Raw genomic sequence first — 20,225 nt, 5'->3', positions numbered from 1 at the left:
CCCCCTGGGGTGCTCGTGGCTCTGGAACCACCCTAGCCGGACGGAATCATCCCTGCTATCCATCCGCTGACAGGGAGGAATAAAACTTGAAGGCGCAAACGCCCCGGTTTCTCCCCTAAAATGATGAGGTTGCCATCCAGTGGACAATCCACGGCCGATCGACACGAGGAATTGATGAGCCCCGCAAACGAACCCCGACCGTCCAAGGCGGAGCGCACTTCCGCGGCCCGCGAGAAAGCCCGCGAGATCCGCGAAGCCCAGATGAAGAAAGACAAACGCTCCAAACTGCTGATCGGCTGGGGCATTGTGGTCGCGGTTGTCGCCATCCTCGCCATTGTGGCCCTGGTTGTGACCTCGAACGTCAGGAACAACGCCCCGATCGCCGACGAGGGCCCCACCCCGGCCAACGGCAACGTCCATGGCGGCGTCACCTTGCTGGCCAATACCGAGGTTGTGAAGTCCGACCCGGCGACGGTAAACATCGCGGATCTCCCCGCCGCCCCGGCTGCACCGCCGGCCACGGTCAACGCGCCCGGCGCCGAAGCCGAAGCGGGCAAGCCGGTCAAGGTGGTCATCTACATCGACTTCATCTGCCCCGTCTGTAAATCCTTCGAGGCGCAGTACAACGACCTGCTCACCCAGCAGCGAAATGACGGCAAAATTACCGTTGAATACCGTCCGCTTGGCTTCCTGGACAGCCGTTCCACCACGAACTACTCCTCGCGTGCGGCCAACGCCGCTGCCTGCGTGGTGAACGAATCCCCGGAGAAGTACAAAGATTTCATCGACGTATTGTTCGAGAAGCAGCCGGCTGAGGGTACTGCCGGGCTGCCGGACACCGAGTTGAAGAAGATGGCCACGGACGTCGGGGCCAAGAGCATCGACACGTGCGTGGACGAGAAGACCTACCGCCCCTACGTGAAGCACACAACCCTCGAAGCCGCAGCCGTCGGCGTCACCGGTACGCCGAGCGTATTTGTTGAAGGTCAGCAGTGGGGCAAGGGCGACAGCGCCCAGACCCCGTTTGAGCAGTTCCTGCAGACCGCGATCGACGCCAAGCAGTAGGCGTACGCACCCCGCGGCCAGCCGCGGAAAGCCCGGCCCCGGGAAATTCGTCCGGGGCCGGGCTTTCAGGTTTCCTGCGCCGCGCGTTTTTACCACCGGGCGTCCGTGGGCTAACCTTATCTAGCGCCCAGGCGCCGGCTGTTTTGCGGCCGGATGCCTGCAGCGCAGGAATGCCTCCTTAGCTCAGTTGGCCAGAGCACCGCTCTTGTAAAGCGGGGGTCGTCGGTTCGAATCCGACAGGGGGCCCAATGAACCCCTCTGTTCCGGCGATTTTGCCCGGGATGGAGGGGTTTTTTGTGCGCGAAAACAGGGCACTACACGCTTACAAGAAGTTGGGCGATGGCATGCTACCGGGGCAGACCTGACCGGTCGAAGATTCCGCCGAGGAACCCGGCAAACGCGGCAGGCAACGCGACCAGGGCCAACAGTTGCGGCAGTAGGCTCTCCGGTGCCGCCATTGATGTCCAGCCGATCAGTACGGGGGCGGCGACGCAGAGCCTCACCCACACCGGGCGCCGGAGCTGGTGCGCCCAGGCGGCGGCCGCGACGGCCAACACGGAACCGAAAAGGACCATGGCACGCCCGGCACCGGCCTCGGGCGGTTCCGGCGCGATGATGAAGAAGGAAGTCCGATACAGTCCGAGGACCGTCAGAACCATCGATGAGGCGGCCACAGCGGCCCACAGCAACAGCCTGACGAGCGGCGGTGGCTGAGTGCGGGTCATCGGGCCAGCTTACGACGGGTGAGGCAATGTGGGAGTTCTACCTCACCGATCCGGAGAACGAACCGGACCCCGCCAAATGGCAGACCCGCGTGGTCCGGCCGACCGCCTGAAGCGGGCGGTCAGGTAGCGCCGAGGGCGCCCGTCGTCACCATTTCACGGTCCCCGGCGACGTAATTTGTAGGGTTCACCACACTTTTCTTGATCTGCGCTCACAATGTCCTAAACTGCATCACTGAGGTGCCTGAAATGGCGCTATGCAGCAACGAAAGCGAACCCCACATGGCTACCGATTACGACGCCCCCCGCAAGACAGAAGACGACTCTTCCGCAGGATCGTTGGAGGCCCTTCAAACGTCCCGCGGCGGCGGAGCCCAGGCGGCCGTTATCGACGTCGACGAAAATGACACCGCCGAAGGCATCGACCTTCCCGGCGCCGATCTGTCCGGCGAAGAGCTGACCGTCATTGTTGTTCCGGAGCAGTCCGACGAGTTCACGTGTTCTTCCTGCTTCCTGGTCCGGCACCGGTCCCAGGTGGCCAAGGAAAAGAACGGCATGAAGTTCTGCCGCGACTGCGAAGGCTAGGATCCAGCCCGGTCGATTACCGTCCTGTGACCGGAGACGGCGCAGCCTAACGGTTAGGCGCCGGTCCGGCCTCGGCCCTCGATTCCGCCCGGGAACACTCCTAATCTGGAGGTATCTCATCCATTGAGGGGGCGGCCCACATGAAGAAATTCCGAGCGCTGTTGATGGCGGTCCTGCTGGCGGCAGGGGCGGGGTTGCTGGCACCTGGTCCCGCGTCGGCTGCGGCGCCCGAGCCCTATTGCGGGCTGGTGTGGGGATCCCTCATGAAGACGAACGACTCGACCGGGACCGTGGCGACCTATCCGAGAGTCATCAACGTCCGCACGGGCCAGCATTACTGCTTCGACCGGATGGTGATTGACCACAGCGGATCCGTGGCAGGATACACGGTGCGCTATGTGGATAAGGTGGTCCAGGACGGCTCCGGCTTCACGGTCCCGCTGCGCGGCCAGGCGTTCCTCCAGGTCACCGTCAACGCTCCCGCCTATGACGACGCCGGGCAGTCCACCTACAACCCAGCGGACAAGAAGGAACTGACCAACGTCACCGGCTACCAGACCTTCCGGCAACTGGTCGACGCCGGCAGTTACGAAGGCTACACCACGGTGGGGCTGGGCGTGCGGGGACGACTGCCGTTCCGGGTATTCACCTTGGAAGGCCCCGGCACGGGTTCCCGGCTCGTGATCGACGTCGCGCACTTCTGGTGAAGACTGCGGCGGGATCCGGCGTCTGGCGGCCGATGCGGTCCGGTCCTGACCGGCCACAGCCTAACCGTCAGGTTTAGGCTGACTTCAGCTCGGCACGCAGCGGATAATCGCGACCGTCCAGGACCAACTGCACGCAGCGTCCGGTGCCGGGGTTGAGCAGGACCGGCGCCATCAGGTTGACGGTTGTCGCTTCGGGGGAGTGGTTGACCACCACGAGCAGTTGCGGTGTTTCGCCCTGGTCGAGTTCCAGGTCCTCGCGCACCCGGGCGGGGACGGCCGGTGCATAGTCCGGAACGAAGACGGCCGCGTCGGCGAGGAACAGCCGGACAGGGACCGGCGACATGCTTTCCAGGGCGAACAGTCCGGCGGCGCCGTCGACGCTGCGCAGCGTGAAGTCATGCGCGGCCTCGAGGCCCGGCATCGGGACGGCGAAGGTGACGGGTGTGTTCATCACGGCGGTGCTCACCGCAGGAAGTCCATCAGGGTCGGCTGCAGGACCCGCGCCGTGGCGGCCAGGGCCACCTGGTAGGTGTTCTCCTGAAGTTTCAGGTCCATAATGACGCTGCCAAGATCGGCCTTTTCAATGCTCATCTTCTGCGCATCCAAGGTGGCCTCCAATTCGGTGTTCACGGTGCCGGCACGCTCCAGCCGCACTTGTTGTACTCCTATTTCAGCACGTCCGCCGATCACTGACGTCAACGACGTGTCCAGATCGGTGAGCCGCGGCGTGATATCGGTGCCGGCGCGCAGGGCCGCCGCCATGTCGCTGACGACAGAAAAGATGCTGGTGGCACCGTTGCCGAAGATCTTGGCGCCGTCGGCGTCGACCCGGACAGTCTGGTTATCGCTGACCCGCCGTTCGACGCTGCTCCCGGAAAAACCGTTGAAAACCGGCGGGGTGCCGGTGTCTCCCGGGACCAGGGGGTTGGGCGGAATGGCGGCCGTGAACGCCTGGGCCTTGTCGGAGCTGCCCGCGAAGATGCTCCGGCCCAGGTGCTTGGTGTTCGCGATGGACATCAGGTCCTGGTTCAGGCCGTCGAATTCGATCGCGATGGCGTCCTTGGCTGTCTGGTTGAGGGTGCCGTTGCCTGCCTGCACGGTCAGATCCCGGATCCGGTTCAGAACATTGGTGGCCTGGCCGAGGGCGGAGTCCGCCGCCATGAGCCAGCCGCTGCCGTCGTCGATATTGCGGCCGTACTGCGCGGTGGCCGCCAGCTGGGCGCGGGTCTGCAGGGCCTGCCCGGTAGCTGCAGGGTCGTCCGAGGGGCGCTTGATCTTGTCCAGCGTGACGGCTTTGTCCTGCAGCTCGGCCAGTCTGGACTGCTGGGTCTGCAGGGTGCGCTGGGCATTCGCGGTCATGGTCAGGTTGGTTACCCGGTTCAGCATGGTTATCGTCCTACGATTCCGGTGCGGTTGATGAGGACGTCCAGGGCCTCGTCGATAGCGGACATCACGCGGGCCGCGGCCTGGTAGGCGTGCTGGTTGGTGAGCAGACTGAGGTTCTCCTCGTCCAGGCTCACCGATGCCTGGGACGCGCGGCCGCTCAATGCGGAGATCTCCGCTGCCGAGGACAGGCTTTCGTGCTGCTGCGCGCCGCGGGACTCCACGCCGATCTGAGTGACCACCCGCTGCCAGGCCGCGTCGGGGGACTTGGTGCCGACACCAAGTTGGGCAATCCTGTCCGCGATGCTGCCGTCCTTCGGACCGGACGCCGGGTCCCCGACGGCGATGTCGCCCGCAGTCTGCGGGATGACCCGCAGGCTCTTCGCCGCGGAGCTTCCAGGTGTCTCGAAGAACGGCTGCCCAGAGGCCCCGTTGGGGGCCTGGCCGGCGCTGTGCACGGCATTCACGGCCTTGGCGAGGTCGGTAGCGAAGGTGTCATAGGAAGCGGCGGCCGCGGCAATCACGCCGCCTTTGTCTGCCGGTGCCAGGACGGACAGCGCGCCCGCGATTTGTCCGCCGGCAGGGACAGCGCCCGGGCGGTCTGTCCACTCCAGCTGAACACTGGACCCGAGCGAATCACCCGACTGGCTTCCGGACAGCTTCAACGTCCGGACTGAATCTCCCATGACCAGCGCGTTGCCGCCGACGTGGACGTCCACGGTGCCGTCGGCCTGTTCACGGACGGTGCCGCCCGCGAGGCGGGCGATGGACTCTGTCAGTTTCGCCCGTGCATCGATCAATTCATTGGCGGATCCGCCCGCCGCGAGGGTGGAGCGGATGCTCTTGTTGTAGGCAGCGACCTGCGTGGCTGCGGCGTTGACGGAACTAACGGCGTCTTCGGCCTGGCTGCGGGTGTTCTGCCATTGCGTTTCGAGCGAGGAGTGGGCGGTCGAGATTTTGGCGGCGAGAGAATTCGCAGCGGAGAGCAACTGCCCCGAGGGTGCGGTTTCGCCCGGCTGGTTGGCGACGCCCTGCCAGCCTGCCCAGAACTGCTGGAGAGCCGCCGAAATACCGTTGTCGCCGGGCTCGTTCAGGATGCCTTCAATGCCCTGCAGCGCGGAGGACCGGGCGCTGGCGAACCCCGCCTGTGCGCCGGCCGAGCGAACGCCGGAGTCGAGGAGTCCGCTGCCGAGGCGGGCGATCGCATCAACAGACACACCCTGGCCGACAAGGGGCCGGCCGGAGCCGTTCAGGCCCTGGGCCGGGGCGGCGATGGAGGACTGCACGACGCGCTGCCGGGTGTAGCCCTCAGTGGCGGCGTTGGCGATGTTCTGGCCGGCCACGTTCATGCCCTGCTGGGCCGCGGTCAGGCCACGGTAGGCGGTGTTCAGTGCGCCAAAGGTACTCACGGTTGTTTCCTTAGAATTGCCGGTCGAAGATGCGTGATCCGGCGGATTCCCCGGTCTTGCCGTGCGAGTTGTAGGTGCCGGCGGCGGCGGGCCGCAGGTCGGCCAGGGATTCCTGGGTGGAACGGACTGCCGTGCGCAAGTATTGCTCGTTGGAGTCGCGGAGTTCCTTAATCAGCGACGTCTGGCGGATGAGGGCAGCCAGATGGGCGGACAGGACCTCGGCCCACGCACCTTCGGGGGCGGCGGCGGCCAACTGGGCCAGGGACGCGTCGGTGGGAAGGCCCCAGGCCTCGGCGACGACGCCCGCTTCGATGGTGCGCGCCAGGCTGGCCTTGGCGAGGTGGCCCAGGACCTGTTCGACTTCGCGAGTGCCGTGCGGCAGCCAGCGGGATTTACCAGAGGTGAGCAGCAGTTGCTCCTCCTCCAGCTTGAAGGTGAGAACGTCCAGGAGTTCTCGCTCCCGCCACAGCAGGGCTGACAGTTCGTGGATGGCCATGGTCCGGAAGACTCCCTTGGATGACTGTAGAGACGGTAATGGCAAGCGGGATTCCTGCCACCAAAATCGCCGCCATTAGTTGGGTTCACAAGGACTATCGGCACTGCATTGTGATCGGTTAGTTACATTGCAGGCATTTCCGGGAGGTCCTGGTCCTTTTGTCCGCAGCAGTCCCGTCATAGCCCGCCAGTCCGGACGCCATGCAGACAAGGCACCACGACGTCGTGATCATCGGCGGCGGCAACGCCGGGATTTCGCTCGCGGCCCGGCTGCGGCGCTACGGAATCCGGGACATCGTCGTCGTGGAGCCCAGCGACGGCACCTCTACCAGCCGTTGTTTTCGCACATCGGGGGCGGCACCGCCCGGGCCGAGGAGGCTATCCGCCGTCAGTCAGACGTGATGCCCAAGGGTGTCCGCTGGATCTGGGATGCGGCCGTGCCGCCACGCAGAAGATCATGTATCTCGCCTGCGACTACTGGCGGCAACTGGGCGTGCTGGATGACATCCGCGTTGTGATGGTGGTGCCTACCCCCACGGTCTACGGCGTTGCGGTGGTGGACGATGAGCTCAACCGGAAGATCGCCGAGTATGGGGTGGAGCTGCGGACCAGCTCCGAGGTCACCGCGGTGGATGGCGCGGCGCAGACCGTGCGGATTGTCGCGGTCGGTGAAGGGGCCGGCGCTGGAACCGCCGACGGCGAGCTGCTCCACTATGACCTCCTGCACGCCGTCCCGCCGCAGGTGGCCCCCGACTGGCTTCAGGCAACCGGCCTGACCCGGGCCGGCGACGCGGGCGGCTTCGTGGACGTGGACCCCGAGACTTTGCGGCACTGCCGCTATCCCGAGATTTGGTCCTTGGGAGACGCCGCGGGGACGAAGAACTTCAAGTCCGGTGCCGCGCTGCGGAAGCAGACGATGGTGCTGGCGAAGAATCTCAGGTCCCTCTATCAAGGCAAGGAGCCGTGCCAGAAGTGCAACCATTACTCGACCACCCCGTTCACGGTCTCCCGGTCCACCGTGGTGTTCGCCGAGTTCGACCACCTTCGTCGGCCGACGCCGTCCGTGCCGTGGCTGGGGATCGTGAAGGAACACCGCAGCACGTGGGTCCTGGAACGGAACATCCTGCCGCGGGTGTACTGGCACCTCATCCTTAGGGGACGCGCCTGAGCCTGGAGGATTTTTAGCACGCCGGTCAAAAAAAGTTTTTCCGTGAGTTGGCTTACGTGCGACGGGGAAGTGGCGATAACTACTCCTGAAGGCCCAAGGATGGGCCCTCGCACTTCGTCCCAATCATGGAGGAAACATCATGGGAATGCAGATCAACACCAACATGGCTGCGAACAACGCCTACCGCAGCCTGGCCAACACCCAGACCGACCTGTCCAAGTCACTGGAGAAGCTTTCCAGCGGCATGCGGATCAACCGCGCCGGTGACGACGCGGCCGGCCTGGCGCTGTCCGAGGGCCTGAAGTCCCAGATCGGCGGCCTCTCGGTTGCCGCTCGCAACGCCCAGGACGGCATCGGCGCTGTTCAGACCGCTGAAGGCGGCTTGAACCAGGCCCAGTCCATCCTGCAGCGCCTGCGTGACCTGGGTGTCCAGGCAGCCAACGACACGAACAACGCCGAATCCCGCGGCGCCATCAAGACCGAATCGGATAGCCTGGTTAAGGAACTCGACCGCATCGCCGGTTCGACGAACTTCAACGGCACCCAGCTGTTGAACGGCTCGAAGTCGCTGGCCTTTCAGGTCGGCGCCAACAGCGACGCTGCCAGCCGGATTACTGTGGAACTCGGTAACGCCGATGTTTCTACGATCACTTCCGCGCTAAAGGATGGGTCGCTGGCCTCTTCGGGCACACAGTTCGATCTGACAGCATCGACAGGTCTTGCAGATCTGTCGGCTGCAGCTACCACCGGCAAGTACACGTTCACATCCGTGAAGGACGGCGTCACCACCAAAATCGAAACCGGGAAGCTCGATGACAACATCAAGGGTCCCACCGGTCAAGATGCAGACGACTTCCAGAGTGTTGATGAATTCGTCGGCGCCCTGAACAAGGATGCGAACTTCTCTGCACACTTCACGGCGTCGACTGTCCGAGACGCCAACGGCGCAGGCACGGGTATCGTCGTGACGGCCAAGGACGGCGGAGTTGTGGACGCTACGTCCACCAATGCGGGTCTTGACACCCAGACCGACACCGACAAGATCGGTGTCGTCGGCACAACGACGGGGCTCGACTTCTCAACCGCTGATGCAGCTCAGAAGTCAATCGCCCTGCTGGATACTCAGATCACCAAGGTGTCCACCGCGCGCGCTGAACTGGGTGCTTCCCAGAACCGTCTCGAGTCGGCTGTGCAGACGATCAACGTTGCCAAGGAAAACCTGACGGCTTCCAACTCCCGTATCCGCGACACGGATATGGCCGAGGAAATGGTCAAGTACACCCGCAACAACATCCTGTCCCAGGCCGGAACCGCCATGCTCGCGCAGGCCAACCAGTCCAACCAGGGTGTCCTGCAGCTCCTGCGCTAAATCAGAAGCCGGACGGCTAGGCTCAGCTAGCCCCCCTGATAGCTAGGGAATGCGCGTGGCGTCCGGAGGGAAATTCATCTCCCCGGACGCCACGCCCACCACTACGCTCCGCCTCCTGTAGCCGGAACACTGTTCGAAGGAGTTGTCCCCCGTGGGTCTTTCAATCGACGGCCTCTCCAGCGGTTTGGACACGACGTCCCTGATTAACTCGCTGATGACCATCGAAGCGGCACCCCAGACTCTGCTGAAGAGCAGGGCGGCTGCCGTCCAGTCGCGCATCTCTGCCCTGCAGGGACTCAATTCCGCCCTCGCGGACCTTGCCACCAAGGCCACAAAACTTACCCAGCCCAAAGCGCTGGACCTCTACTCCGCCACCAGTAGCTCCGCCAAGGTCACCACCTCGGTGGGCGCCGGCGCCAGCGCGGGGTCCCTTGATTTCACGGTTTCCAAACTGGCGAAACCCCAGGTCTCCGTCACCCAAAAGATGCTGACCTGGCCCTACACCACGGTGACCATCACGAGCGGTGGCGGCGAACCCGTCACCGTTACCCCCGCAACGAGCTCAATGGACGACGTCGTCACCGCACTCAACGCCGCGGGTGCCGGCGTCACAGCCAGCAAAGTTGCTGTGGGCGGCGGGGAATTCCGCCTCCAGTTCACCTCTACTGCGACGGGTGCGGCTGCCGCCTTCACCATTGATGACCCGGATGGCACCGTGGGGCTCGCCGACATCACCGTCGCGCAGGACGCCGAAGTGAAGCTCTGGGCCGGCACCGCCGCGGAGCAGAACATCACGTCTGCAACCAACAAGTTCGAAGGCTTGCTCACTGGCGTTTCGCTGACGGTGTCCGAGGTCTCCGAGACGCCGGTTCGGGTCACGGTCGCGAAGGACAACGCCCAGATCACCAAGGCCGCCTCGGACCTGATGAGTTCCGTCAGCGGCGTCCTGGCCCAGATTTCCACGAAGAGCACAGTGGTCGCCAGCACCAATGCCTCGGGGGCAGCAGTGACCTCTGGTGGCATCTTTACCGGGGACAGCACTGTCCGCGGCGTCAACGCCTCGATTATCTCGGCCGTGTCCCAACCGATCGATGGCAAGTCGCCGGCCGAATTCGGGATCAAGATCACCAAGACCGGCACCTTTGAATTCGATGCCACCAAGTTCGGCGAGGCGCTGGCCAAGGACCCGACAGCCACAATGGCCGCCGTCACCACCATCGCGGGCAGGGTCGCCGACGCCGCCAAACAGGCCTCCGACCCGGCGACCGGCCTGATCAGCTCCAAGATTATCGGCCAGCAAAGCACGGCCAAGGACTTCACTGCCCAGATCGAAAGCTGGGACGACCGCCTGGCACTTCGGCGCACCACCCTGCAGCGCACCTACTCCGGCCTTGAAGTTGCGCTCAGCGGAATGAAAGCACAATCCGCATGGCTGTCCGCCCAACTGGCCGGCCTCTCAGGAAGTAGCCAATCATGACCGTAACGTTCGGCGCCGCCCAGCGCGCCCAGTACCTCAACGATTCCGTGCTCTCCGCGTCGCCCGCCCGCCTGCTGACCATGCTCTATGACCGCCTGCTCCTGGACCTGGGCCGGGCCGAAACTGCCCAGCAAACTTCCAACTGGCCAGTCGCTTCAGAGAACCTGTTACACGCCCAGGCCATCATCGCCGAACTGTCCTCGTCGCTCAAGACTGACATTTGGGACGGCGCGGACGGCCTGCTGGGACTCTACAACTACGTCTCGACCGCCCTGGTCAACGCCAACATCCAGCGCGACCCGGCCCTGATCCGGGAAGGAATCGACTTGCTCGAACCGCTCCGCCAGGCCTGGCACCAGGCCTCGGAAACCGCGGCTGCACCGGCTGCGCCCACAGCACCAACCGCAGCTCCGGCCTTCGCCGGAGCACCGGCCCGGCCCTTCGCCACGGCAGGAGCCTGGAACGCCCACACCGGCAGTGGCGGTGGAAGCCTTGGCTTCGGCTAGCCCCGCAACGGCATCTGCCGCAGCCGTGCAAGCCCCCGATTCGTCCCTGGTGGCCTGGATGGCTGTCCTGGATGTCCTGGAAGCGGCCGTCGAGGCCGCCGAGCGTGCCCTCAACGATCCGCTCGGTCCGCTGGCATCCGCCCACGGGGTAGCCGCGGCACGCTGGTCGGCGCCGTCGCTATCAGGCCCGCTGCCGGCCGCGGCGAGCCGCCGGGCTGTGGCTCTCGCAGCAGCACAGGAACGGGTATCCGAGCGGCTCGAGGCGGCACGCCGGGATGTCATACGCCAGCTGAGTGCGGTGAAATCAGTGCCGGGAGTCGGGGAACGGCCCGGCGCGGTCTACCTCGACCTGAACGGCTAAGGAGCTGAGTGTAGATTCACAGCAAGATTTCTTTTCATTCCTGCTAACCGGCGGCTGAAGTGTGCCGATAGCCACACTTAGAGCACGGATAGCTCGTTTATCGGCCACGGATCGGCCACCGCACAACAGCAGCAGGTGGGATCCCGTGCTCGAATCAGTGACGTCCGCAGCCTTGGCCAGCGCCATGGATGGTCTTGCGCTGCGCCAGCGCACCATCGCGAACAACATCGCCAATGTGAACACACCGAACTACCAGGCCAAGCGCGTCGCCTTCGAGGACGCCCTCGCGGCCTCGGTGCGCGCCGGGGACGGTCGCGCCCAGGCCACCACCGCGGCTTCCTTGGAACCCACCGAGCTCAACGGCAACAACGTCAACCTGGACACCGAAACCCTGTCCAACATTGACACCGTGCTGCGCTTCCAGTTCGCCAGCCGTGCCCTCGGCCACGAGTTCACCGCCATCCGATCCGCGATGAGGACGAACTAATGACCTTCGACGCAATCGGGATCGCCGGCTCTGCTTTGACCGTGCACCGCAAATGGCTCGACGCCGTCTCCGACAACCTCGCCAACATGAACAACGCCTCCCGCACCAACGGACCGGCGTTCCAGGCCCGCTACATCGAAGCCGCCGAGGGCGCCGAGAACACCGGCGTGTACGTCAAGAGCACCCAGCTGGGCAGCGGCGACGGCCGGATGGTGTACCAGCCTGATCACCCGTTGGCGGACGACGGCGGCTATGTGAAGTACCCCGATATCGACATGGCCGAGCAGATGGGCGCCCTCATCATTGCCCAGCGCGGCTACCAGGCGAACGCCCAGGTCGTCGACCGTGCCCGGGAGACCTATATGGCTGCCCTTGAGATTGGACGTTCCTGATGCCCATTTCCCCGATCGCCCCCGTTCAGGGCGTTATGCCGACGAACTACCTCGCAGGTGCCGCGGCCGTACCCGGAACGGACGGATCCGCGTTCGCGGCGTCCCTCACGGGTGCTGTGGACAACATCCAACAGCTGCAGTCGACGTCGAACCAGCTCGCGGTCTCGGCTGTCACCGGGAACCTGGACGACATCCACAACGCCACGATTGCCGCCACCCGGGCCCAGGTCACCCTTGAACTGGTCGCCGCCGTCCGGAACAAGGGCGTTGACGCGTTCAATGAAATCATGAGGATGCAGGCCTGATGCCCCCGCAGATCAGCGGATTCGTCCAACGCTTCGGATCGGGCCTGAAAGGGTTCACCGCGGGACAGCGCACCATCGCCGCGATTGGCGCCGCGCTCCTGATAGTCAGTGTCATCGCCCTCTCGGCGTGGCTGACCAAACCGGCACTCACCCCGTTGTTCTCCGGGCTGAAGAGCAGCGATGCCAGCGGGATCGTCGAGCTGCTCCGCAAGGACAACGTGCCGTACGAACTCAGCGACGGCGGGTCCACTATCCTCGTACCGCAGGACAAGGTTTACGACGAACGGCTCAAGGCGGCAGCCGCTGGCCTGCCCAGCGCAGCAGCCACCGGGTACTCCCTGTTGGACAAGATGGGCGTCACTTCCTCGGAGTTCCAGCAGTCCGTCACGTATAAGCGGGCCCTCGAAGGCGAACTCGCCAGCACAATCTCCGCCATGGAAGGAGTCCAGACCGCCGCCGTGCGGCTTGCGATTCCCGAGCGGACTGTTTTCGTGTCCACCACACCGGACACCACCGCCTCGGTCTTCGTGGAAACGAAGCCGGGCGTCACTCTCTCCGGCGACAAAGTCCAGGCCATCGTCCACCTCACGTCTGCCGCGATCGAAAACCTCAAACCGATTAATGTTGCCGTCGTCGATTCCCAAGGCAACGTACTCTCCGCCGTCGGTGGCGGGGCCGTGGGCTCGTCCTCCAAGCAGGCCAACGACTACCAGCAGCGCACCTCCGACGCCGTCCGGGCCGTGATGGACCGCGTCGTGGGACCGGGCAACTCCACCGTGGCCGTCGCCGCGGACGTGACCGCCGAATCTGCCCAGCAGCGGAGCGAAACGTTCACCAATGCGGCCGACGCGCTGCCGCTCAGCGAGTCCACAAAAACCGAGAAGTACACGGGAACCGGGGGCGGGGCCGCGGGCGTGCTGGGTCCGGACAACATCGCCGTTCCAGGTGGCACCAGCGGCGATGGCAGCTTCGATTCCTCGACCTCCACCAAAAACAATGCCGTGAACAAGGTCACCGAGGACCGCGTGATCCCGCCGGGAGCGATCAAGCGCCAGACGATCTCCGTGGCAGTGAACCAGGCCGCAGCGGGCGGGCTGAACATCGCCTCGCTGACTGCCCTCGTCAATGCCGCGGCAGGTATCGACCAGCAACGCGGCGATGTTGTCACGGTGGAAGTGGTGCCCTTCAGCACCGCCGCCGCCGACGACGCCGCGAAGTCACTGGCGGAGGCCCAGGCCAACGCCGAAGCCGAACAGCAGGCCGCGTTTATTGGAACGCTCATCACGGCCGGCAGCACGCTGTTGGGCCTTCTGGTTATTGGACTGGTCTTGATGGTCGTCCTGCGGCGCCGGCAGAAGCGCGAGCCCGTGGACCTTGGCGAACGCCTGGACATCACCGCACTGCCGGCGGCGCCCGCGGTCGCCGCACTCGGCGCGGCGCCGCCCACGACGGCCATTGAGCTCACCTCCCTGCCGCCGCTGCCACAGGCGCCCGCCCAAATCGCGGCCGAACGACGCCAAATGGAAATCGACAGCATGGTCGCCTCCAACCCGGAGAAGGCTGCGGACTACCTGCGCTCGCTCATGGATGACCGGCAGCCCGTATGAAAACCGCAGATGCACCTCTGACCGGAACCCAGCGGGCCGCCGTCGTCCTCATGCAGATGAGCTCCACCAACGCCGCCAAGGTCATGGCCCACCTCACCGACTCCGAAGCCGAGGAGATCGCCGCGGAGATTGTCCGGTTACGCAAAGTGGACCCGGATGCCACCGAGCAAATCATGAAGGATTTTCATGAAAAGGCGCTCACCGGTCCCAGGCAGACCCGCGGCGGCCGGGAACTCGCTGAAGGCCTCCTGGAAGCATCCTTCGGGGCCGAGAAGGCCGCCGGCCTGATCAGCCGGCTTTCCGTCAACATGGCAGGAAAATCGTTCGAATTCCTTGAAGATATTGAAGCGGTGCAGATCCTGGCCCTGATCGACGGTGAACTGCCGCAGACCATCGCCCTTGTGCTCGCCCACCTCAGCCCGCGCAAGGCATCCGCTGTGATGTCCGGGCTGCCCGGAGCGCTCCGCGCCGACGTCGCCCTCAGCATCGCCACAATGGGCTCCGGCGCGCCGGAAGCGATCGGCATTGTGGCCGAGACGCTCAAGCTGAGGGGCGGCGCCGCCGTCTCCCAGCAGGCGTCCAAGGTCGTTGGCGGAATCCAGCCGCTGCTGGAGATCATTAACCGCACCGACGCCAGCACGGAACGCTCCGTGCTGGACGGACTGGACGTGCTGGACCCGGACCTCGCGACCGAGATCAGGGCTCAGATGGTCACCTTCGAGGACATCCTCAAGCTCGAGCGCAAGGACATCCAACTGGTGCTGCGCGGTCTGGACACTTCGCTGCTGGCCGTGGCCATGAAGGGTGCCTCGGAAGGGGTCCTGGAGGCCATCACTGCCAACGTGTCCGGCCGTAACCAGGAAATCCTGCAATCGGAGATCGCCGCGCTCGGGCCGCTGCGTGCCTCGCAAATCGAGGAGGCCCGGGCCGCCGTCGTCCGGTCCATCCGCGATCTCGAGGCCGAGGGCTCGATCACCCTCCAGCGCGGGGACGAGGAAGACATTGTCTACTGAGAGCATCCCCGCCCGGGTGGTGTACCCCTCGCTGCGCACGGCCGGTCCGGCCTCGGACCAGTCCGGCTACACCGAAGGCCACGCGGCCGGGTACGCCGCCGGCGTGCGCGCCGCCGCCAAGGAACAGCGCCGCTGGCGGGACCGGATGGCAGCGGAGCAGGCTGCCGCCCTGGCCTCCGGGCAGCAGGACCTGGACCGCGCCGTGCGGGCGCTGGCCGCCGCCCGCGCTGACTTCGCGCACAGCAATGTGCAGGAACTGCGGGACGCGGAAGCAGTCCTGGCCCGCACCGCCCTGGAATTGGCCGAAGCGATCCTGGGCTACGAACTCGCCGACGGCACACGGACAGCCCGCGCCGCCGTCGAACGCGCCCTCACCGGCGGCGACGCCGACTCCATCGTCGCGATCCGGCTGAACCCCGCGGACATCAACACCCTGGCACTCGAAGACGGGGACCTGACCGCGGGGCTGCCACTGCTCGCCGATCCGGGCATCAGCCGCGGCGACGCGAAAGCCGAATACCAGCAAGGCTGGCTCGATGCCAGCCTTGGCACCGCGTTGGCCCGCGCCCGCGCCGTGCTGCTGGCGGACCAGGAACCGGACGGCACCGCCGCCGGGATGCAGCCATGATCACGCAGTGGCGCCCGAAGGCGGAGTACTACACTGCGGCCCTCAAAGCCGCGGCCCCCCAACGGGTGGGGATCGTGACCTCCGTGATGGGACTCGGACTGGAAGTATCCGGACTGGACTGCGCACTGGGTGATCTGGTGACGGTCGGCCAGAACCCCGGCCTGGACGCTGAAGTAGTTGCCGCGATGGGCGGCACCGTCCGCTGCATGCCGCTGGGCCGCCTCGCCGGCGTGGCAGCCGGGGATCCGGTCCGGGCCAAGGGCAACGCCATGCTGGTCCCCACCGGCCCCGGACTCTTCGGCCGGGTGATTGACGGCCTCGGCCGCCCGATCGACGGCAAGGGGCCGCTGCTGAGCGGCCCGCGCGTGCCCATCGACAATGAAGCCCCGCTCGCCATGAAACGGGCCCGCATCGACACCCCCCTGCAGACAGGCGTCCGGGTGCTCGACACCATGACCACGCTCGGAAAAGGCCAGCGTATGGGACTCTTCGCCGGCTCCGGCGTCGGGAAATCCTCCCTCCTGTCCATGATTGCCCGCGGAACCGACGCCGAAATCTCCGTGATCGCCCTGGTCGGGGAACGCGGCCGTGAAGTCCGCGAATTCCTCGAAGATGACCTCGGCGCCGCCGGCCTGGCCCGCTCGGTGGTGGTGGTGGCCACCTCGGACGAACCGGCGCTCATGCGGATGCGCGCAGCCTTCGCGGCCACCCGGATTGCCGAGTCCTTCCGCGACGCCGGCCAGAACGTGGTCCTGATGATGGACTCACTCACCCGCGTGGCGATGGCACAGCGGGAGATCGGCCTGTCCGCCGGCGAGCCGCCCGCCACTCGGGGCTACCCGCCGTCGACCTTTTCCATCCTGGCCCGGCTGCTGGAACGCGCCGGCACCGCCGAGACCGGCTCGGTCACCGGGATCTACACTGTGCTCGTCGACGGTGACGACCACAACGAGCCGATCGCCGACGCTGCCCGCTCCATCCTGGACGGGCATGTGGTCCTGGACCGGAAGCTCGCCGTCACGGGACACTTCCCCTCCGTCGACGTGCTGGGGTCCATCTCTCGGGTCGCTTCCAAGGTCAACACGCGCGAACACCTCAATGCCGCAGCATCGCTGCGCAAGGTCCTCGCCGCGCGGAAAGCCGCCCAGGACCTGATCGACGTCGGCGCCTACCAGGCGGGTACCAACCCGCTCGTTGACGCCGCACTGAACCACGAACCGGACGTGAATGCCTTCCTGCAGCAGCAGATGGAGGAATCGACCGGCCACACCGAGTCCTGGCAGCGGCTGGGACACCTCACCTCGATCCTGGGAGCAGCGGCATGAACCGTCAATTCTCGCTGGCAGGGCTCCTGCGCCTTCGCCAGATGCAGCAGGACCAAGCCGCGACCGGGCTGGCCCGGGCCCGTTCACACTCCGACTCGGTGCGTGCCCGGGAGGTCTCGGCCCGCCGCGATCTCTCAGACGCCAGCGGCGACGTCGACACCTCCCAGGCACTGCATGCCATTGCCGCGGCACGGTTCTCGTCCTTCCGTATGCTCTCGGACCTCCAGAGCCTGACGGCTGACGCCCAGAGCGCGGAAGACGCCGCCCGCGAGGAGTTCACCGCGGCCCGGACACGGTCCGTGGGACTTGAAAAGCTCCAGACCCGCCACGACGCTGAGGTCCTCAGCGCCGATCTGCGGGCTGAACAGGCCGCGCTCGACGAAATCGCGTCGACCGTCTGGCACCGTGACGAACAGCAGGTGACCACATGAGCATGACTGAGGCAATCGGCCGGATGCAGAGCATCCAGTCCATGATTACGGAACTGAGCCGTCCGGCGGCCGACCCGACCAGCTCCGTGAAGGCCGCCGCGTCCTCCCTCGCGACCGCCACGGGGAACGGCACCGCAGAAAGCTTCACGCAGGCGCTCAACGCTGCGCTGGGCGGGACTGCCGCCGGAACGGATCCCAACTCCTTCACAAACAGCCTGGGACTCGGCGGAGTGGCGGGGATTACCGGATCAACCGGCGCCGGCCGAACGTCCGCTGTGACCGCGGTGACCCCCGGTGCGCCGACCGGAAACGACGTCGTTTCAGTGTCGAAGAAATACATCGGCGTGCCCTACGTTTGGGGCGGCACCAACCCGGCCACCGGGATGGACTGCTCCGGCTTCACCCAGCGCGTCTTCAAAGACCTGGGCATCGACATCCCGCGCGTCGTCAGCGACCAGATGCAAAAGGGCACCCCGGTCGCATCCCTGGCTGAGGCCAAGCCGGGGGATCTGCTGGTGAGCTTCGGCGGCAACCACATCTCCATCTACCTCGGCAACGGCAAAGCGATCGATGCCCCCGTGCCCGGCAAGACCATTCAAATCCGCGATGCGTGGGAGCAACAGTCCAACCTGACCTCGATCCGTCGCATCGTCCCGGCAGGAGCCGGCGCATGACGGCGGCTTCCCTGGACCTGGGCGCGGTCCTGGCCGGTCCGGCCCCGGCCGGCGGTGCCCGCGACGCTTCGCGTGCGCAAGGAGCACTCTCCGGCGCCGACTCCTTCGCCGCACTGTTCCATGACCTCCAGAGCCTGCCGGACACGGCACGGCGCGACTCATCAGACTCCGGCGCCGCCGGAGCAGACCCGTCCGCAGCAGACCCGTCCGCAGCAGACCCGTCCGCAGCCGACGGTCAGAGTGACGCCGAGTCCACACCGCAAACGTCCGACGTGGCCGGTACCGCGGCCTCTGGCTGGCACGGCCCCGGCTTCACCGCTGACGACGCCACCCCGCGCCCGACCCTAACCGGGGGACAGCCCACGACAGCGAATGCTGCCGAATCGGCCTGGGCCTTCGGCGGAACGTACGGTGCTTTTTTCACGGCGACGGCGACGGCGACGGCGACGGCTTCGGTTCCTGGGGCCGCGCCGACGGCATCACCTTTGGCCGCACCGCCGGGTGCCGTGACTTCGTCGACAGCGGAGCCGCTGCTGGCGTGGCCGCAGGCGGCAACGCCCGTTGCGGAGCCGGATGCAGGACTGGACTCCGGTGACAACGGGACGAAGAGTGATGACACTGCGGTCCAGGCGGCCCCGGCGGTTCCGTCCGGTTTTTCGGCACCGGCACCGGCACCGGCTTCGGCGGTGGCTTCGGCTCCGACGAACGCAGTGCCGGCGGCCGTCCTCGCGGCGTCGGGGGAGCGGACTCCAATGACAGTGACTCCGGCCATCGATGGGCCGGTCCACGTGAGCATGGCCTCCCCGGTCGCCATGGCTGCGGCGGCAGCTCCGGCGGGCGAGGTCCACACGGCAGCCCCGGTCAGCGCGGCCACCCTGGTCAGCGCGGCCTCCCCGGTCGCCATGGCTGTGGCGGCAGCTCCGGCGGGCGAGGTCCACACGGCAGCCCCGGTCAGCGCGGCCACCCAGGTCAGCGCGGCCTCCCCGGTCGCCATGGCTGCGGCGGCAGCACCGGCGGGCGAGGTCCGCACGGCAGCCCAGGCATCGACGTCGTCCGCGACGGCGGGTCCCATTCGTAGCAGTGCTCATACGCAGGCCGTCGCCCCGGCGACTCCTGCCCCAGCCGCTGGCGTCGCGGCCGTGCCGGCAACCATCGCGGCTGCAGCCGCCTCCGCGCCGGTCGCTGCCCGGGTACCGACCGCGGCAGGCAATGATCGTGCCGTCCGCGAACCTGCGGCCACTGCAAGCCCCTTGCCGGCAGGCGTCGCCACACCGGGTGCTGCTCCGGCGTTGCCGGCGTCCTCCTCAGGCACGAGTGCGCCCGTAGCTGCTCCGGCAGGTCCGCAGGCTCCCCGCCCCCTGGCCTCTGCAAAAACGCAGGCTTCGCCCGGGCCCGCGACGCAGGCCGCCGCCTTCGCCGGTGCCGGCGCGGCCCCCGCCGAGCAGCTCCGGGGAGATGCCGCACCGGCCAAAGTCCATACCGCCGTCGCTGCTGCTTCATCCCCTGTGGACGTCCCCGCCGGGGCAACGCAAGCCGCCGCGCCAGTCAGCCAGGTACCGACCACTGCGGGCTCCACAACCGTGCCGCAGCCAGCGGCCCCGCCCGCCCCCGGGACTGCCGCAGCCCTGCGGCCGCAACTCGCCGCGCCCCTCTTCACCCTGGTTAATGCACCCGACGGCGAGCACACGATGACCCTTACCGTCAGCCCGGAGGATCTCGGGCCTGTCACGGTGCGGGCACATATCGATGCCGCGGGCGTCCGGATTGAGTTATTCTCCCCGGGCGATGCCGGACGGGAAGCAGTCCGCAGCATCCTGCCCGAACTCCGAAAGGAGCTCACCGACGCCGGTTTCGGGGCGAGCCTTCAGCTCTCCGACCGCGACGGGCCCGGCAGCTCACGCCAGGACGCCAACGACGCCGGCGCTGCACGCCAGAACGGCACGGGCAAGGACCCGGCGCGGGACGGCTCCGATCCCGGCGGCCGTAACGGCTCCGGCACCAATCGGGCAGGACACCGGTGGGATGACCTGGCCGATGCAACCGCCCTGCGTGCCGCCAGAATCCTCAACGGACACCAGACCACCCTCGACATTCTTGCCTGACCCTAAGGAACGCA

The 20,225-nt window shown here is 66.4% G+C and carries 22 protein-coding genes, 1 tRNA gene and 1 pseudogene; 19 read left to right on the top strand and 5 right to left on the bottom strand.

The window, feature by feature from the left end; translation table 11 throughout:
* Positions 1 to 174 precede the first annotated feature (174 nt).
* Together KY499_RS08950 and KY499_RS08945 are read left to right on the top strand one after the other, a co-directional pair.
* Entirely contained in the window at positions 175 to 1,065 is an 891-nt protein-coding gene (locus tag KY499_RS08950; protein ID WP_123256880.1) for a DsbA family protein, read from the top strand.
* Between the two features lie 172 nt (positions 1,066 to 1,237).
* Positions 1,238 to 1,311: transfer RNA gene (locus KY499_RS08945), tRNA-Thr, on the top strand.
* Positions 1,312 to 1,412: 101 nt separating this feature from the next.
* Here KY499_RS08945 and KY499_RS08940 read toward each other — a convergent pair.
* Complete coding sequence (locus KY499_RS08940; protein ID WP_219886868.1) at positions 1,413 to 1,790, bottom strand: hypothetical protein; 378 nt, start codon at positions 1,788 to 1,790, stop codon at positions 1,413 to 1,415.
* Between the two features lie 279 nt (positions 1,791 to 2,069).
* On the opposite strand from KY499_RS08940, the gene KY499_RS08935 reads away from it, so the two are divergent.
* A complete protein-coding gene (locus KY499_RS08935) occupies positions 2,070 to 2,372 on the top strand; it encodes a DUF4193 domain-containing protein (protein ID WP_219886867.1) in 303 nt (100 codons plus the stop codon).
* A 140-nt stretch (positions 2,373 to 2,512) separates the two neighbouring features.
* A complete protein-coding gene (locus KY499_RS08930) occupies positions 2,513 to 3,079 on the top strand; it encodes a hypothetical protein (protein ID WP_219886866.1) in 567 nt (188 codons plus the stop codon).
* 73 nt (positions 3,080 to 3,152) lie between these two features.
* Here KY499_RS08930 and KY499_RS08925 read toward each other — a convergent pair whose 3' ends face one another.
* From KY499_RS08925 to KY499_RS08910, 4 genes are read right to left on the bottom strand one after another with little or no spacing between them, the layout of a single operon-like run.
* On the bottom strand, positions 3,153 to 3,530 hold the full coding sequence (locus KY499_RS08925; protein WP_258191040.1) for a flagellar assembly protein FliW: 378 nt from the start codon (positions 3,528 to 3,530) through the stop codon (positions 3,153 to 3,155).
* An 11-nt stretch (positions 3,531 to 3,541) separates the two neighbouring features.
* Complete coding sequence (gene flgL, locus KY499_RS08920) at positions 3,542 to 4,465, bottom strand: flagellar hook-associated protein FlgL (RefSeq protein ID WP_123253720.1); 924 nt, start codon at positions 4,463 to 4,465, stop codon at positions 3,542 to 3,544.
* Between the two features lie 2 nt (positions 4,466 to 4,467).
* A complete protein-coding gene (gene flgK, locus KY499_RS08915) occupies positions 4,468 to 5,871 on the bottom strand; it encodes a flagellar hook-associated protein FlgK (RefSeq protein WP_219886865.1) in 1,404 nt (467 codons plus the stop codon).
* A 10-nt stretch (positions 5,872 to 5,881) separates the two neighbouring features.
* Positions 5,882 to 6,367, bottom strand: coding sequence for a flagellar protein FlgN (locus KY499_RS08910; RefSeq protein WP_219886864.1), 486 nt, complete (start codon positions 6,365 to 6,367; stop codon positions 5,882 to 5,884).
* A 200-nt stretch (positions 6,368 to 6,567) separates the two neighbouring features.
* On the opposite strand from KY499_RS08910, the pseudogene KY499_RS08905 reads away from it, so the two are divergent.
* The 15 genes and pseudogenes from KY499_RS08905 to KY499_RS08835 all read left to right on the top strand — a co-directional run bounded on the left by KY499_RS08905 (position 6,568) and on the right by KY499_RS08835 (position 20,211).
* Positions 6,568 to 7,534 (top strand): annotated as a pseudogene (locus KY499_RS08905) (FAD-dependent oxidoreductase).
* Between the two features lie 139 nt (positions 7,535 to 7,673).
* The gene (locus tag KY499_RS08900) at positions 7,674 to 8,903 is read left to right on the top strand and encodes a flagellin (RefSeq protein WP_219886863.1); all 1,230 of its coding nucleotides are present in this window, start codon (positions 7,674 to 7,676) and stop codon (positions 8,901 to 8,903) included.
* Positions 8,904 to 9,054: 151 nt separating this feature from the next.
* A complete protein-coding gene (fliD, locus tag KY499_RS08895) occupies positions 9,055 to 10,380 on the top strand; it encodes a flagellar filament capping protein FliD (RefSeq protein WP_219886862.1) in 1,326 nt (441 codons plus the stop codon).
* A complete protein-coding gene (gene fliS, locus KY499_RS08890) occupies positions 10,377 to 10,886 on the top strand; it encodes a flagellar export chaperone FliS (protein WP_219886861.1) in 510 nt (169 codons plus the stop codon). Before fliD ends, fliS begins: the two co-directional genes overlap by 4 nt.
* A 25-nt stretch (positions 10,887 to 10,911) precedes the next feature.
* Positions 10,912 to 11,247, top strand: coding sequence for a hypothetical protein (locus KY499_RS08885; RefSeq protein WP_219886860.1), 336 nt, complete (start codon positions 10,912 to 10,914; stop codon positions 11,245 to 11,247).
* A gap of 145 nt (positions 11,248 to 11,392) precedes the next feature.
* On the top strand, positions 11,393 to 11,734 hold the full coding sequence (locus KY499_RS08880; protein WP_123253713.1) for a flagellar basal body protein: 342 nt from the start codon (positions 11,393 to 11,395) through the stop codon (positions 11,732 to 11,734).
* The gene (locus tag KY499_RS08875; protein ID WP_219886859.1) at positions 11,734 to 12,126 is read left to right on the top strand and encodes a flagellar basal body rod protein FlgC; all 393 of its coding nucleotides are present in this window, start codon (positions 11,734 to 11,736) and stop codon (positions 12,124 to 12,126) included. The genes KY499_RS08880 and KY499_RS08875 overlap by 1 nt, the downstream gene beginning before the upstream one ends.
* Positions 12,126 to 12,431 carry a flagellar hook-basal body complex protein FliE gene (gene fliE, locus KY499_RS08870; RefSeq protein WP_123253711.1) on the top strand — a complete coding sequence of 102 codons (306 nt, stop codon included), beginning with the start codon at positions 12,126 to 12,128 and terminating at the stop codon, positions 12,429 to 12,431. The genes KY499_RS08875 and fliE overlap by 1 nt, the downstream gene beginning before the upstream one ends.
* Entirely contained in the window at positions 12,431 to 14,038 is a 1,608-nt protein-coding gene (fliF, locus tag KY499_RS08865) for a flagellar basal-body MS-ring/collar protein FliF (protein WP_219886858.1), read from the top strand. Before fliE ends, fliF begins: the two co-directional genes overlap by 1 nt.
* On the top strand, positions 14,035 to 15,051 hold the full coding sequence (gene fliG, locus KY499_RS08860; RefSeq protein WP_123253709.1) for a flagellar motor switch protein FliG: 1,017 nt from the start codon (positions 14,035 to 14,037) through the stop codon (positions 15,049 to 15,051). The genes fliF and fliG overlap by 4 nt, the downstream gene beginning before the upstream one ends.
* Positions 15,041 to 15,679 carry a FliH/SctL family protein gene (locus KY499_RS08855; RefSeq protein WP_219886857.1) on the top strand — a complete coding sequence of 213 codons (639 nt, stop codon included), beginning with the start codon at positions 15,041 to 15,043 and terminating at the stop codon, positions 15,677 to 15,679. The genes fliG and KY499_RS08855 overlap by 11 nt, the downstream gene beginning before the upstream one ends.
* Positions 15,676 to 17,004, top strand: coding sequence for a FliI/YscN family ATPase (locus KY499_RS08850; RefSeq protein WP_123253707.1), 1,329 nt, complete (start codon positions 15,676 to 15,678; stop codon positions 17,002 to 17,004). The genes KY499_RS08855 and KY499_RS08850 overlap by 4 nt, the downstream gene beginning before the upstream one ends.
* Complete coding sequence (locus KY499_RS08845) at positions 17,001 to 17,435, top strand: flagellar export protein FliJ (RefSeq protein WP_123253706.1); 435 nt, start codon at positions 17,001 to 17,003, stop codon at positions 17,433 to 17,435. Before KY499_RS08850 ends, KY499_RS08845 begins: the two co-directional genes overlap by 4 nt.
* The gene (locus KY499_RS08840) at positions 17,432 to 18,109 is read left to right on the top strand and encodes a C40 family peptidase (protein WP_219886856.1); all 678 of its coding nucleotides are present in this window, start codon (positions 17,432 to 17,434) and stop codon (positions 18,107 to 18,109) included. Before KY499_RS08845 ends, KY499_RS08840 begins: the two co-directional genes overlap by 4 nt.
* Positions 18,106 to 20,211, top strand: coding sequence for a flagellar hook-length control protein FliK (locus tag KY499_RS08835; protein ID WP_219886855.1), 2,106 nt, complete (start codon positions 18,106 to 18,108; stop codon positions 20,209 to 20,211). Before KY499_RS08840 ends, KY499_RS08835 begins: the two co-directional genes overlap by 4 nt.
* Positions 20,212 to 20,225: the final 14 nt, after the last annotated feature.

The organism is Arthrobacter sp. PAMC25284, assembly GCF_019443425.1.
GTDB lineage: Bacteria > Actinomycetota > Actinomycetes > Actinomycetales > Micrococcaceae > Arthrobacter > Arthrobacter oryzae_A.
The sequence above is the reverse complement of the archived record's forward strand: the minus strand, read 5'-3'. Positions and strand labels throughout refer to the sequence as shown.